Source organism: Saccharophagus degradans 2-40, assembly GCF_000013665.1.
Classification (GTDB): Bacteria; Pseudomonadota; Gammaproteobacteria; order Pseudomonadales; family Cellvibrionaceae; genus Saccharophagus; species Saccharophagus degradans.
This window is the reverse complement of the sequence record NC_007912.1, coordinates 3,299,449-3,313,862: the sequence shown is the minus strand read 5'-3', so window position 1 is coordinate 3,313,862 and position 14,414 is coordinate 3,299,449. Positions and strand designations below refer to the sequence as shown.

Below are 14,414 nucleotides of genomic sequence, written 5' to 3'. Positions count from 1 at the left end.
ATACTCGAGATTGCTATGCCGCCAAGTGAATTAAGTAAGCTAAGCCGACGCGAAAGACAAATAGTGGATATTTTGTATGAGCTTAATCAAGCCTCTGCGCAGGATGTGTTAGACCGCTTACCCGAGCCACCAAGCTACTCCGCAGTGCGTGCAATGCTTGCGCGTATGGTAGATAAAAAACTCGTGCAGTTTCACAACGAAGGCGGCAAATATATTTACTCGCCAATGGGCAAAGAAGAAGACGCGCAGCTTTCCGCACTGCAACGTTTAATAAAAACATTCTTTCGCGGTTCGCGAGTTAAAGCGGTAAACGCGCTGCTAGAAACCGATGCGGATAAATTGAGTACAAGAGAAATAGAAGAGTTAGAACGAACAATAGCTCGCATTAAAGCCGTACAAAATAGCGGAAAAAAATAATGATACTTACCGTAGATACCTTCAACCTAATTACTTTGTTGTGCATAAAGCCCTTATGCGCCATTGGGTTGTGTGTGTATCTGTTGCGATCTAACCCCGTGCGATCTGCAGCAAAAAATAATTGGTTGGTATTTCTTGGGGTATTGTCGCCGATGTTAGTGGTTGTGAGTTATGGCCTATTGCCCAGTGTAGGTGTACCGCTAGTACCAAGTGAATGGATGCAGCAAGGCACAATCGATATTGCCAGTTTATTTCAACAGGAAAGTATTGGGTTTTACTTACTTGTTAGCGCGGTTGCTGTATTTATGTTGGGTATTGTGTGGGGCATAAGCTACCTGCTTAACGGAATAGCCGAAATACACAGGCTTACTCGCAATGCGAGCCAGTGTACGAATAAAAAAATATTAAGCTGCTTAAACCAAAGTAAAGCCGCACTGCAAATAACTGGGCGGGTAGAGCTAAAGCTAAGTGAAGGTATTAACGCACCAGTAATGTGGGGCGTAGTTAACCCCACAATTTTATTACCAGCAAAAAGTGAGCAGTGGCAAGAAGGCGTGCTGCAGCGTGTATTGGCCCACGAGCTAGCGCACATTAAGCGCGCAGACTGGCCAGTAAAAATGAGTGTGCATATATTGTGCTGCTTGTTTTGGTTTATACCACCTGTTTGGTGGCTAGCTAAAAAGCACGAGTGGTTTGCAGAGTTAGCATGTGACGATATGGTGGTTAACGCTTTGCATTGTCGCGCCGAGTATGCCAACGATTTGTTGAATTTTGCTACCCACGAAAACCAGGCGTCTATAGCTACCCTTGGTTTTATGAAAAAGTCCGAGCTTTACTTACGCATAAACGCTGTATTAGATGGTGCTAAACAGCGCAGCGCGATAAATACTAAAGAAAAATTATGGTTGTTAATTGTGTGGGTTGGCTTGCTGCTGCCTATGTCGGTGGCGCAAGCCTTACCTAAGGCGAGTAGCCAGTATGTGCAACCCGTGGAATATTTTCCCGTATGGTTGCCGACAGGTAGCAGTGAAAAGTCGCGCAAGAGTAAGTCTGCCATTTTTACTGCGGAGCAACCTAAGGTATTAACGTTAACCGATTTACAAACACATTTTTCGTCGGTGCCAACTACTTATCGTACTAACGAAACAATGCGAATAACGGCAAGCCGTGCTGATGCTCTTACAGCGTCAAACAGTGGTGTAGATGTTCCGCAAAACCCTGCAGCGCTTGAACAAGCGTTAGTGCACGGGTTAGAGCAGCGCCCACAAGTTAAGTTAGAAGGTTTTTTGCCCGTAAATTTGGTGTCGCCCAGCTACCCATCGCGCGCGTTAGAGCGGGGTGTAGAAGGCAGAGTTACAGTGCAGTTTGATATAGATACCAAGGGTAAGGCTGTTAACGTAAAAATTGTGCAATCAACCGCACGCGGCATATTTGATAAGGCAGTGCTAAAAGCGTTGGAGCAGTCGCAATTTCAGCCAATACGTGTAAATGGCCATCCAATTATTACAAAAAACGTCAACGAAACGTTTTTATTTACGCTAGCTTCCAACCAGTAAAATTAATCAGATTGGAATTTAGCGGGCTACATAGCAGGAAGTTAACTCAAGGATGAAGCGTCGCACACCTGTGTTGACGACAATAAAATGAATAGAGGATTTGCTATGACAACAGTACTTACTACCCCAATAAACGACGGTTCTTCAATACGCATTCTTTTAGTTGCACCCCTCGCAGCGTTTACAACTGCTGTGTTGGTAATGTTTATGTACAAATTAGTGGTAACAAACTTTGTTGCCCCAAAAGACAAGCCTGAGCTAATAATTCCCGAAGTAACCTGGGAGGAGCCGGTAGTTGAAACGATACTTGATAAATCTAAACCCGAATTAAATGAAGCTGTTGAAATGCCCCCAGTTATCTTGCCTAACGAAGGCCCAGTGGATGATGGATTGGACGTGACTATTCCCACCACGGGGGCAGGAACATTTGAATTAACATTTAACCCCAACTCAACTAATAACAGCTACCCAATAGCGCGCGTAATGGTTGGGGCGCAATACCCATCAACGGCCGCGGCAAGGGGTATAGAAGGTTATGTCGATGTGCAGTTTGATGTTGCCGCTTCCGGGGCCACTGAAAATATTCAAGTAGTGGGTTACGAGCCTTCAACAATATTTAACCGCGCCGCTACCCGTGCCGCCGCGAAATGGAAGTTTCAACCCAAAATGATAGATGGAAAACCCGTAAGGTTTGAAGGCATGGTTAAGCGCGTGCGCTTTGAAATGCAAAAGTAACTAGGTGCTGGCTTTAGATGTGTGCTGCAGATAGGAATTGAGGTTTGTAGATTTCTATTTGTAAAACAAAAAGGGCGGCTAAATAGCCGCCCGTTAAAACACTCTAATGAGAGCCTGCGTAATCAATTGTAGCCGCTTGGCGCTTCTCTCGGGAGGCGTCTTTTTTCGTTTTGGTTATCATAGAGCGCAGCTGTGAATCAAATACCCAAACTTCGACACGTTGATTTTTTAATCGCGCGCTACCCGCGTTAGAAGCCACGGGTAGATCTGACCCTAAGCCTAAAACCGATTCGCTAGAAATGCCGTAGCTGTATAAGGCAGACTTAACCGCAACTGCACGCAATTTGGAAAGTACAGTAGACCGAGCTGCAGTTTCTTTGCTATCGCCAAAGCCTACAAGTTGAATGCGTTTATCGGCGTTCTCCGGCATTTGCATATAGCGAACAATGCGCAGAATATCTTGCTTTGCTTTATTGTCGAGTTCGGCGCTGCCATCTTTAAAGCGAAAGTTAACCGATAAGCGCATGGCATTTTCGGTAAGTACTTTATAGGTTTGCGGCGCATCTGCGTATAGCTCAGACTGTAAGCTAAGCGGGTTTTGCGAAATAAAGCCAATTTGGTTTACGATTTCTTGCCCTTTAGTACTTTGTACAAAGTGGATAAATTCATTTAGTAGTGGGTTATTTTGCTTAGGTGACACATACATAAATAAACGGCGCGCTAACGGGTAATCTTCCGTTGCAACATATAAAGGCTCAGGCTTTAGCGGGTCGGTAGAGTCTTCTGAAATACCCAGTGCCTTTGCTCGGCGGACAGACGCTAGCCCTACAAACCCAATGCCGCCTGGGGCAGTGCTTACACGGTCTGATAATTGATCGTTTGATTCAAAGCGTTCAGCTGAAGCAGTAAGCGAGTAGCTCTTACCCAGCACTAGGCTTTTAAAGGTATCCCAGGTGCCCGATTTATCATCCCTAGCGTAAACTCGAATGGGTATATCACCGCCGCCCAGTTGCGACCAGTTTGATATTTCACCAGCAAACACTTTGGCAATTTGGTCGACTGTAAGGCTTGAAACAGGGTTGAAGCGATTAACAATTACCGCAAGCCCATCAATTGCCACCACCTTTTCGGCAGCAAAGTCGCGCATATTGCCAAGTGATTGCAGTAATGTTGCTTCGCTTTCTTTAATTGGGCGAGAAGACATAGCTATATTGCCTGTGCCGTCTGCTAAGCCGCTGTAGCCGGTGCCAGAGCCATGTGCTTGGATGTCGACAAAAACGGGTAAGTCGCCGTTATAGCCCTCTATGCGGTATTCATTTTCTATGTTGGTGGTTTTAATGCTAACGTTAGTTAGGCCCTTTGCTTCTAGGTAATTTTTTACCCAAGCTGGCGCAAGTTTGGCGCCAATGGTGTTAGAGCCTTTTATGGTAAAGAGCTTTCCTGCTGTTTGGTTTGAGAAGGCTTCCATTCCTTCGTCCTGTGAGTACGCGCCGGTTGCAGTGAGTGTTAAACATGCGGCGAATAAAAAAGAAACGAAAGTTTTTAATAGCATGTAAGGTTACCTCGTGAATGCAGGCGCACACGTTATAAGTGAATTGTTACAGTAATGTTACGGTAGCGACTTATTTCGGTTAAAAATTTATGCAACAATGTTTAACCATTTAAGCTTTATAAATATTTGATTTACTTAGCTTTATTTGCATTGTGGATATAAAACATAACGCGTGCGTTGTTTGGCCTAAATTTACCTTAGTGCGTGACTAAAAGGGGTGCGAGTTTGAAATCTGGTTTTGTTGTGCGATCTACAATTTCGTCCTGGGAATCAGCGGAGCGTTTTTGCCGCCAGTTTTCTTTGCCTTTGCTGGATATGCAGGCTAAGCATAACCAAGAAGTGTTTCAGTTAATTTTTGATCATCAAAATGTTCACCTACTCGATTGTCGCGCTAAAAAGCCCTTAACTTTAATGGTCGATTTTGTTACAGGCAGCCGCGACCACCGTCGCAAGTTTGGCGGCGGGGCGGGGCAAGCCGTGGCAAAGGCGGTGGGCGTTAAGGGCAATAGAACACTACATGTTTTAGATGCAACCGCAGGCTTGGGTGGCGACGCCTTTGTATTGGCCTGCTTGGGTAGCCGCGTAACAATGATTGAGCGCTCGCCCGTGGCCTATGCATTGCTGGCCGATGGGCTAAAGCGAGGTTTGCTGCAAGCAGAGGAGGCTGGCGATGACGAGCTATTGGCCATTTTGCAGCGAATGACACTGGTGCCCAACGACGGCAGCGATTGGATGCGTGATCAACTGGCCAGCTCTGACAGCGAGCAGCCAGATGTGGTTTATCTCGACCCAATGTTTCCAGAAAAAAGTAAAAAGGCATTGGCTAAAAAAGAGATGCAGATCTTCCAAGAAGTGGTTGGCGGCGATGAAGATGCCGATAAGCTGTTCGAACCTGCATTTGCACTAGCGAAATATCGCGTGGTGGTGAAACGTCCAAAAATTGCACCGCTACTTAACGGGCAAGAGCCAAGTGTGCAGCTGGTGGGTAAATCTTCGCGATTTGATGTGTACGCGAAAAAGAAATTACCAGAGTAATTACTTTGGCTTCAGTTGGTTTTAATTGGCTTTAGGTCGCTTACTTTTTTTTTGTTCCGGTGGGTTTTGTTTCGGGCTCGCCGGTTTTAAAGCGTACAAAGCGTGAAATAATCATTCGTATTTGTGCGAGCATGGCCATAATAAACCCCAAACCCGCCAGAATTAAGCCTGCCAGTACTATTAGCTCTTGCTTAAGCCCGTGGGGTAGCTGTTGGTTGGCCATAAAAATAATAATGCAGCCTACGCCAAAATAGATAGAACCGTTGCGGAATTGTTTGAATGGAACTTCGAGGGGCACGCTGTAGTGGGCTTTTAACCCAGCGCGCCATGCGGAGAGCGAAAAAAAATGTTTTATGGTTGCGAGTGGCTTAGCCATTTGTCGGCTGCCTCGCTATCAGATTCTTTGGCATCTACCCATGTGTCGCCTTCTTTTTTCCAAAATGGTGCTTGGGTTTTTAGTATGTCTATCATGTATTCGCACGCGGCGAAGGCATTTTTACGGTGGCGACTGCTCACCCCCACAAACACAATTTGGTCACCTGCAGCCAAGTTACCTACGCGGTGTATAATGGTGGTGCTAATTAAGTCCCAGCGTTGGTTGGCTTGTTGCTCTATTTTTTCAAGTACCTTTTCGGTCATGCCTGGGTAGTGGTCTAGCCTAAAACTTCCCTCGCCACCAAAATCTCGCACACTGCCCACAAACGTTACAATGGCGCCACTGTGGCCATGCTTTTGTAACTGCTCATATTCTGTTTGCAGGTGAAAGTCTTCGGTTTGTACTCGAATCATATTAGCCGCCTGTTACCGGAGGGAAAAACGCTACTTCATCGTTATGGCTTAAAGGCTGGTCTTTACTCGCAATGGTTTGGTTAACGGCACATTTGGTGGTTTTGTCTTGTAGCAGTTGCCAATTTTCACCGCGCTGCGCAAGCAGTGCAATTAAGTCGCTTACGCTAATTACCGAGTTATCTACCGCCAGTGTTTCGCTGTTGGTGCGCAGTGTTTCGCCTAGGCTGGCAAAGTAGAGAATAGACAGTGTTTTTTCTGAGGCCGTCATCGTATTTACTCGCTATAAAACCAATCGCCAGATTTGCCGCCGGTTTTGGAAATAAGGCGCGTGTCGGAAATAACTATGCCTTTATCTAGCGCTTTACACATATCGTATACCGTGAGTGCCGCTACAGAGCAAGCTGTGAGGGCTTCCATTTCAACGCCTGTTTTACCGTCTAATTCACATTGAGCTTCTATGCACAAGCGGTTGGCGTTAGCTTCTATGGTTATATCTACGGTTACGCGGGTAAGCATTAGTGGGTGGCACAATGGAATCAGGTCGGCGCATTTTTTTGCTGCTTGTATACCTGCAATACGCGCGGTGGCAAATACATCGCCTTTAGCTACATCGCCATTGGCAACAACAGCCAGTGTTTCGGCTGTCATGTTTACATAGCTGCGCGCGCGGGCTGTGCGTTTGGTTACCGCTTTGCCGCCCACATCTACCATGTGGGCTTCGCCTTTTTCGTTTAAGTGAGTAAGGTTAGATGTCATAAAAACAAAGGCCTGTCAGTGCTGTGTAATGGCTGCAAATATTAAGCGAGTAACTCTGTAAGCATAGTGCAGTAGATGTCGCTTAAGGTATTTAGGTCATCTACGCTTACACATTCGTTTATTTGATGAATAGTGGCGTTAACTGGGCCTAGCTCTAATACCTGTGCGCCGGTAGGGGCAATAAAGCGCCCGTCGGATGTGCCGCCAGCGGTAGACAGCTCTGTGTCGCGGCCGGTAATTTTTTTAATGGCGGCAACGGATGCAGCAACAAGCTCGCCTTCGGCCGTTAAAAACGGCTCGCCAGATAAATTCCATTTTAAATCGTAGTTTACGTTGTGCTTATCTAATATGGCGTGGGTGCGCTGTTTTAAAATGTCTGCGGTTAGCTCGGTAGAGAAGCGGAAATTAAACACCACATTGGCTTCGCCCGGTACCACATTGGTTGCGCCGGTACCGCTGTTAAAATTAGAAACCTGAAAGCTGGTAGGCGGAAAAAATTCGTTGCCGTTATCCCAGGTTTCACTCGCCATTTCTGCAAGTGCCGGTGCAATCATGTGAATGGGGTTTACCGCAAGGTGAGGGTACGCCACATGGCCCTGCACGCCTTTAACGATAAGTTCGGCACCTAGTGAACCGCGGCGACCATTTTTGATTACGTCGCCCACTAAGGTAGTGCTTGATGGCTCGCCAACCAAACACCATTTTATTTTTTCGTTGCGCGCTTCTAGCCACTCAACCACTTTAACGGTGCCGTTAATGGCTGGGCCTTCTTCATCACTGGTAATTAAAAACGCAATGCGCCCTGTGTGGTTCGGGTGGGCCGCAATAAAACTTTCGCATGCGGTAATCATGGCGGCCAGGCTGCCTTTCATGTCGGCGGCGCCGCGCCCGTAGAGCATGCCGTCTTTAATGGTTGGGGTGAATGGGTCTGTGGCCCATTTGCCCAAGTCGCCTGTAGGCACTACATCTGTGTGGCCAGCAAAGGCGAGTATCGGCCCACTTTCGCCGCGAATCGCCCAAAAGTTATCTACGTCACCAAACCGCAGGTTTTCTACTTTAAAACCAATGGCTTCTAAGCGCTCAATCATCATGCGTTGGCAGTGAGCATCTTCTGGGGTAACAGAAGGCTGTGCAATGAGGTCGCAGGCTAATTTTACGGTTGGGGTGTTGTGTGCGGATTCGTTTGTCATGGTGGGCCGATTGTGTAGAGGCTAAAAATACGCCGGCAGCGGATTGCGGTCGGCGAGTGTTTGCAAATTTTTGCGCGCTGCTGGGGCGCTATAGCCCACTTAAAAACAAAATTTAAAAACTCAGTTATAAGTAGCTAGCTAACGCCCCTGTATGGCAATTAGTTATTTGCGTGTAGTTCTTCGTTTAATGCAATGGCTGTTTTATTGGTTTTGCATTCTACGGCGCCGTTTACTGAGTTGCGACGGAACAGCAGGTCTGACTTACCTGCTAGGTCACGGGCTTTAACGGTTTCTGCTAGTTGGTTTTTATCGTCGAGTACCGCAACTTTAGTGCCGGCGGTAATGTATAAGCCCGACTCAACGGTGCAGCGGTCACCCAATGGAATGCCAATACCTGCGTTAGCGCCGAGCAAACACTCTTCGCCAACCGAAATAATAATGTTGCCACCGCCAGATAGGGTACCCATGGTAGAGCAGCCACCACCTAGGTCGGAACCGTTGCCTACAACTACACCTGCAGAAATACGGCCTTCTACCATGCTGGTGCCAAGTGTGCCCGCATTAAAGTTAATAAAGCCTTCGTGCATAACCGTGGTGCCTTCGCCAACGTAAGCGCCTAAGCGCACGCGCGCGGTGTGGGCAATACGTACGCCTTTAGGTACAACGTAGTTGGTCATTTTTGGGAATTTATCTACGCAATCTACCGAAATAGTTTCGCCGTTTAAACGCGCTTCTAGTTGGCGCGCAGGTAATTCTTCTAAGTCGATAGCGCCAACGTTTGTCCACGCTACGTTGGGCAACACACCGAACACACCGGTTAGGTTGGTGTTGTGTGGTTTAACTAAGCGGTGCGATAAAAGTTGTAATTTGAAGTAGCCCTCAGCAACAGAGGTTGGGGCCGCATCTTCTGCTAGCAATACTGCCACCAATGGGCGCGAGCTGGTTTTGAACTGTGCTGCAAGTGCTGCTAATTCGCTAAAGCCTTGCTCGGTTGCGGCTGCTTCTATTGCGTTTAGTTTATCTGCATCTAGGGTAATGGCTTGGTTGCCACCTTCGTAACCCACTGCGGTGGCAAGTGTTTGTGCCAAGGTGGCTTCTGGGTTTAGCGTTGGCTGGGGGAAAAACACCTCAAGCCATTCACCTTTTTTGTTTTGAGTGCCTACGCCTAATCCAAGGCCGTATAGTTGAGTCATAGTTTTACCCTAAGCTTATTGATCAAAAATTGTTTGGTAGTGTTCGGGCTTAAAGCCGAACGTTACTTCGCCGTTTAGCTCTAGCACTGGACGTTTTATTAGCGTGGGGTTGGCCATAATAATGGCCTGCCCGTGGCCGGCTTCCAGTGCTTGCTGGTCGGCGTGGTCCAGTTGTTTCCACGTGGTGCTGCGCTTGTTTACCACCGTGGTTATGTCTGCTTGGCTAAACCATTTTTTTAGCTGGTTTGCGTGTAAGCCATCGCTGCGAAAATCGTGGAAGACGTATTCGATATTGTTGGCGTCCAACCATTTGCGGGCTTTTTTTACGGTGTCACAGTTTTTTATGCCATACAAAACGGGGGGCGTGGACGTGTTAGCCATAATAGGTACTTCTTTGTTGCAAGTGGATGACGTAAATCAAGGGTGCAGAGGATACCAAAAAGCCGGTTTTTTTTCAGGCCTAATTGGCCTTAAACGCGGTTATTAGGCCTTTGCAATCTTCTTGGGGTGTTTACGCGCGGGGTAGCAAGTGGTGCAAATGGGGCAGGTTGTGCCTTGGCAGCCTCTCGCTGTGCAGTATTCGCGCCCATAAAATATAATCTGCAAGTGTAGTTTGTTCCATTTTTCTTTAGGAAACAGGCGTTTTAAGTCTTTTTCTGTTTGGGTAACGTTTTTGCCAGATGTTAAACCCCAGCGCTGCGCCAGCCTGTGTATATGCGTATCCACCGGAAAAGCGGGTATACCAAACGATTGTGCCACCACCACGCTGGCTGTTTTATGACCTACACCAGGTAGCTCTTCCAGCAGAGCCATGTCTTGCGGTACTTCACCGTTGTATTTATCCACCAGTATTTGCGATAACCCCTGAATGGCTTTCGATTTTTGCGGCGACAGGCCACAGGGGCGAATAATGGCTTTTATATCTTCTACCGACTGCTTCGCCATATCGAATGGGTTATCTGCCAGCTGCCATAGCGCGGGGGTGATTTGGTTTACACGCTCATCGGTACACTGCGCCGAAAGTAAAACCGCAACCAGTAAGGTGTATGGGTCTTTGTGGTCTAACGGTACCGGTGTTTCGGGGTAAAGCCGTTCGAGTTCGTTTAATATGTACTCAACTCGCTCGGCTTTTAGCATGTTTACTGGGGCTTTACTTGTGTTTGTCATAGCAATCGTAAGTGTTAACCGATAAACGCTAATCGCTAGTGGTGATTAACTCGCGATTAGCTATTGGTATATAGAGTTTGGTTTAAACTTTGTACAAAGGCTTTTATTCGGTGTGCGGCTTCTATGCATTCTTCAAGCTCTGCCACTAGCGCTAAACGCACATAGTTTTCGCCTGGGTTTACGCCGTCGCAATCGCGCGCTAAAAAGCGGCCGGGCAGCACAGTTACGTTTTGTTGGGCAAATAGTTGTTGGGCAAAGTCTGTATCTGCAATGGGGGTTTTTGGCCATAGATAAAAGCTGGCATCTGGTGTGCTTACCGGCAAAACATCTTTAAGTATTTCTATTACCGCATCAAATTTTTGGCGATATAAATTTCGGTTCTCTAGCACGTGGGCTTCATCTTGCCATGCGGCAATGCTGGCCAGTTGGCAGGGCACAGACATGGCGCAACCGTGGTAAGTGCGATACTGAAAAAACTGGTCGATAATGTGCGCATCGCCCGCAACAAAACCCGAGCGCAAGCCGGGCAGGTTCGAGCGTTTAGATAAGCTGTGGAACACCACGCAGTTTTTAAAATCGGTTTTACCCAGCGATTCGCACGCTTCCAATAGCCCTGTTGGAGGGTTGGCTTCATCGAAATACAGTTCGGAATAGCATTCATCGCTGGCGATAATGAAATTGTGTTTATCGGCGAGGCCAATAAGTTTTTCTAACAGCTCGCGCGACATAACCGCGCCGGTGGGGTTGCCTGGGGTACAAATAAACAATAGCTGGCACGCTTGCCATGTTTGTTCGCTAATTGCATCAAAATCGGGGATAAAACCGTTTTCGGGCAAGCAGTTTAAAAATACTGGTTCCGCGCCAGCTAAAAAGGCGGCCCCTTCGTAAATTTGGTAAAAGGGGTTGGGCATTAGTACTTTTGCATCTGCTTTGCTGCTATCTATGCAGGCTTGGGCGAAAGCGAAAAGCGCTTCGCGGGTACCGTTTACGGGTAATACGTTTGCTTCTGCATCTAGCGTTGCGCGCTGTAAGTTAAAGCGAGTATTGGCCCAGTTGGCAATGGCAGTGCGCAGCTCAGGCAGGCCTTTGGTGCTGGGGTAGTTGGCGAAGCGCGCCAAGTTATCGGTTAGCGCTTTAAGTGCAAATGCAGGTGGTTGGTGTTTGGGTTCGCCAATAGAAAGTGCAATATGGCTTTTGTCTGCCGGTGCCGATACCGTCGCTTTTAATGCGTTTAGTTTTTCAAACGGGTAGGGCTGCAGTTTGCTTAAATCTGGGTTCATTGGGCGTGTAATCTTATGTTAGTTGTTTGCTAGCTTAGGCTTATCGAGCCAAATCTTTTTCTACTCTAAGGTCGAGCTGCTTACATATTTCTTTTTGCAATTCTGCGCATAGGTTGGGGTCGCTTAGCGGGTTGCCCTCTATGTCTGATATGAAAAATATATCTTCTACGCGCTCGCCCAAGGTGGAAATTTTTGCGTTTTGCAATTGGATGTCCATATCCATAAATACTCGACCAATGGTGGCGAGTAGGCCGGGGCGGTCTGGGCTAATTACTTCTAGTACGGTATGGCCAGATACTATGTCGTTGCTAATGTAAGTACGCGTGGGTACGGCAAACTGTTTTAACTGCCTTGGAGTGCGGCGACTTACTACATCGCGATAACCGCTTACTAGGCGCAACTCTTCTAAAACCGATTCGCGAATTTTTTCACTGCGGGCGGGGTCGTCCCCAATCGGTTGGAAGTTGTCGTCTAGCACATAGAAGGTGTCGGCGGTGTAGCCGTTGGCGGCGCTGTAAACTCTGGCATCTTGAATGTTTAGGTTTTGTTGAGCTAGGGCATTGGCTACGGCGGTAAATACGTGGGGCGCATCTTTAACGCGAACAAAAATTTGGGTGGCGCCTTCAAATTCGTGGCTGGTGGTTTCACGAATAAGCACGAGGTTTTCGTCGCTTGGGTTGGTAACAATCGCTTCGGTTTGCCAGGCAATATCAATGTGCCCTTCGCGCACGAAATACTCATCGCCCATTACCGACCAAATTGCGCGCGCCTGATTTTCGCAAATGTTTTTATCTGCAAGTTTGGCCAGAGCAAGCTGTTGAGTTTCTTCAATTAGCTCGTTTTGATCGATGGTGTTTTCTAAGCCGCGGCGCAGTGCGCGTTTGGTTTCTAAGTAAAGTTGACGCATTAAACTTGCGCGCCAAGTGTTCCACACCTCTGGGTTGGTGCCGCACATATCGGCAACGGTTAGCGCGTAGAGGTAGTCTAAGTGCAGGCGATCACCCACTTGCAGTGCGAAGTTATGAATGACTTCTGGGTCTGAAATATCCTGCTTTTGCGATACATAAGACATGAGCAAATGCTTTTCTACCAGCCACACTACTAAACGTGTTTCGCGCGCGCTAAAACCGTGTTGCTGGCAAAATGCTGCGGCGTCTACAGCGCCAAGCTGAGAGTGGTCGCCGCCGCGGCCTTTGCCTATATCGTGGTACAGGCCGGCAATATACAAAAGCTCTGGTTTTTCCATGCGCTTCATAATGTGGGCGGCAATAGGGAACTGCTTTTTCTCATCCGGGTAGCGAAAGCGGCGAATATTTTTAATGACTAGCAGTGTGTGCGCATCCACTGTGTAGCGGTGGAATAGGTCGTGCTGCATTTGGCCGGTAATTTTGCCAAACTCGGGTAGGTAGCGACCGAGTATACCGTAGCGCTTCATGCGCTTTAATTGCGATATTAGGCCGTAATCCAGCTGAAACAATTGCATAAACATGCGGTTGTTTTCTGGATCTTTTCTAAATGATTCATCTATTAACCAGCGGCGCTCGCGAATAAGGCGAATGGTTTCTGCGCGTACACCTTTTATGCTTGGGTCTTGCCCCATAAGCACAAATATTTCCAACAATGCATTGGGGGTTTGGTCAAATACATCGCGGTGGATAACCTCGATAAAGCCATCGCAAAGCTGAAAGCGTTCATTGATGGGCACAATAGTTGGTGCCACTTTTTCTTCGATAGTTTCTTGCAAATACTGCAGCAGCACATCGTTTAATTCGCGCAGTGCCAATACCGTTTTATAGTATTGGTGCATAAATTGTTCGACGGCTAAACGTTTGTCGTTTTCTTGAAAGCCAAAAATAGTGGCGAGTTCGCGCTGGTATTCAAACAGTAGGCGCTCTTCGGCGCGGCCTGCGAGCATATGTACACCGTAGCGCACGCGCCATAAAAACTCTTCGCCGCGACGCAAAATACCGAATTCGTGTTCGGTAAAAAAGTCTTGCCCTTGCAGTTGCAAAAGGGTTTGCACTTGGAAGTAGCGTTTGGCAACCCAGTTAATCATTTGTATATCGCGCAGGCCGCCCGGCGCGTTTTTAATGTTGGGTTCTAGGTTGTACTCGGTATTGTTGTGTTTTTCGTGGCGCTTTTCTTGCTCTTCCCATTTCGCTTGATAAAAATCGCGAATGGGCCACATGTGTTTAGCATCGGTAAGTATTTGTAATTGGTCGCGCAGGCTGTCGTTGCCGGCAATGCGGCGCGCTTCTATAAGGTTGGTTGCTACGGTAATGTCTTCGCGGGCTATATCTATGCATTCTTGCAAGGTGCGCACGCTGGAGCCTATGTCTAGGCCTATATCCCACAGCATGGTGACAAAAGATTGCAGCGTTTCGTTGTACTCGGTACCAACCTTGTTATCGAGTAATATGAGTATGTCGATATCTGAATGGGGGTGCAGCTCGCCGCGGCCGTATCCGCCAACGGCGATGAGTGATATATCATCGCCCCAGTCAAAATGGTGCCACGCGTAATGCAGTATTAAATCTATAAATTGTGCGCGCTCGTGAATAAGGTGGCGAATATCTTCGCCCTCTAAAAAGCGTTGGTCAAACTGTTGGTTCACACCCGCTATTGCATCTTTAAATACCACCACTGGCGGCTTGTTTGCGAGGTTTTCACGAAAACGAGCCTGATTAAAAAAGATAGGTTGGGTGGCTACCTGAGGGAACTGACGAGCAGCGGGTTGCGACATA

Annotated in this window: 15 protein-coding genes; 4 read left to right on the top strand and 11 right to left on the bottom strand. The window is 47.5% G+C overall.

Annotation, left to right across the window (positions count from 1 at the left end; translation table 11 throughout):
- Nucleotides 1–15 precede the first annotated feature (15 nt).
- From SDE_RS13700 to SDE_RS21380, 3 genes are all read left to right on the top strand, one after another.
- Entirely contained in the window at nt 16–417 is a 402-nt protein-coding gene (locus tag SDE_RS13700) for a BlaI/MecI/CopY family transcriptional regulator (protein WP_011469093.1), read from the top strand.
- Nucleotides 417–1,973 (top strand): M56 family metallopeptidase, encoded by a 1,557-nt coding sequence (locus tag SDE_RS13695; RefSeq protein WP_041324709.1) that lies wholly within the window; start codon nt 417–419, stop codon nt 1,971–1,973. Before SDE_RS13700 ends, SDE_RS13695 begins: the two co-directional genes overlap by 1 nt.
- Nucleotides 1,974–2,078: 105 nt before the next feature.
- The gene (locus tag SDE_RS21380) at nt 2,079–2,708 is read left to right on the top strand and encodes an energy transducer TonB (RefSeq protein ID WP_011469091.1); all 630 of its coding nucleotides are present in this window, start codon (nt 2,079–2,081) and stop codon (nt 2,706–2,708) included.
- A 103-nt stretch (nt 2,709–2,811) separates the two neighbouring features.
- On the opposite strand, the gene SDE_RS13685 is transcribed toward SDE_RS21380, so the two are convergent.
- Entirely contained in the window at nt 2,812–4,260 is a 1,449-nt protein-coding gene (locus SDE_RS13685; protein ID WP_011469090.1) for a substrate-binding domain-containing protein, read from the bottom strand.
- Between the two features lie 225 nt (nt 4,261–4,485).
- On the opposite strand from SDE_RS13685, the gene SDE_RS13680 reads away from it, so the two are divergent.
- Nucleotides 4,486–5,295, top strand: coding sequence for a class I SAM-dependent methyltransferase (locus tag SDE_RS13680; protein WP_011469089.1), 810 nt, complete (start codon nt 4,486–4,488; stop codon nt 5,293–5,295).
- Between the two features lie 40 nt (nt 5,296–5,335).
- Here the strand turns inward: SDE_RS13680 and SDE_RS13675 are convergent, their stop codons facing one another.
- The 10 genes from SDE_RS13675 to SDE_RS13630 all read right to left on the bottom strand — a co-directional run bounded on the left by SDE_RS13675 (nt 5,336) and on the right by SDE_RS13630 (nt 14,413).
- The gene (locus tag SDE_RS13675) at nt 5,336–5,671 is read right to left on the bottom strand and encodes a hypothetical protein (RefSeq protein ID WP_226986428.1); all 336 of its coding nucleotides are present in this window, start codon (nt 5,669–5,671) and stop codon (nt 5,336–5,338) included.
- Nucleotides 5,647–6,084 (bottom strand): molybdenum cofactor biosynthesis protein MoaE, encoded by a 438-nt coding sequence (locus SDE_RS13670; RefSeq protein WP_011469087.1) that lies wholly within the window; start codon nt 6,082–6,084, stop codon nt 5,647–5,649. The genes SDE_RS13675 and SDE_RS13670 overlap by 25 nt, the downstream gene beginning before the upstream one ends.
- A gap of 1 nt (nt 6,085) precedes the next feature.
- Nucleotides 6,086–6,352, bottom strand: a complete 267-nt coding sequence (gene moaD / locus SDE_RS13665; protein ID WP_011469086.1) for a molybdopterin converting factor subunit 1 — start codon at nt 6,350–6,352, stop codon at nt 6,086–6,088.
- 5 nt (nt 6,353–6,357) lie between these two features.
- The gene (gene moaC / locus SDE_RS13660; protein WP_011469085.1) at nt 6,358–6,840 is read right to left on the bottom strand and encodes a cyclic pyranopterin monophosphate synthase MoaC; all 483 of its coding nucleotides are present in this window, start codon (nt 6,838–6,840) and stop codon (nt 6,358–6,360) included.
- 41 nt (nt 6,841–6,881) lie between these two features.
- Nucleotides 6,882–8,030 carry a succinyl-diaminopimelate desuccinylase gene (gene dapE, locus SDE_RS13655; protein ID WP_011469084.1) on the bottom strand — a complete coding sequence of 383 codons (1,149 nt, stop codon included), beginning with the start codon at nt 8,028–8,030 and terminating at the stop codon, nt 6,882–6,884.
- A gap of 158 nt (nt 8,031–8,188) precedes the next feature.
- Complete coding sequence (gene dapD / locus SDE_RS13650; protein ID WP_011469083.1) at nt 8,189–9,223, bottom strand: 2,3,4,5-tetrahydropyridine-2,6-dicarboxylate N-succinyltransferase; 1,035 nt, start codon at nt 9,221–9,223, stop codon at nt 8,189–8,191.
- Between the two features lie 15 nt (nt 9,224–9,238).
- Nucleotides 9,239–9,604, bottom strand: a complete 366-nt coding sequence (locus tag SDE_RS13645) for an ArsC family reductase (RefSeq protein ID WP_011469082.1) — start codon at nt 9,602–9,604, stop codon at nt 9,239–9,241.
- 102 nt (nt 9,605–9,706) lie between these two features.
- Complete coding sequence (gene nth, locus SDE_RS13640; protein WP_041325777.1) at nt 9,707–10,360, bottom strand: endonuclease III; 654 nt, start codon at nt 10,358–10,360, stop codon at nt 9,707–9,709.
- An 86-nt stretch (nt 10,361–10,446) separates the two neighbouring features.
- Nucleotides 10,447–11,670, bottom strand: coding sequence for a succinyldiaminopimelate transaminase (dapC, locus tag SDE_RS13635; protein WP_011469080.1), 1,224 nt, complete (start codon nt 11,668–11,670; stop codon nt 10,447–10,449).
- A gap of 40 nt (nt 11,671–11,710) precedes the next feature.
- A complete protein-coding gene (locus SDE_RS13630) occupies nt 11,711–14,413 on the bottom strand; it encodes a [protein-PII] uridylyltransferase (protein WP_011469079.1) in 2,703 nt (900 codons plus the stop codon).
- Between the last annotated feature and the right edge of the window lies 1 nt (nt 14,414).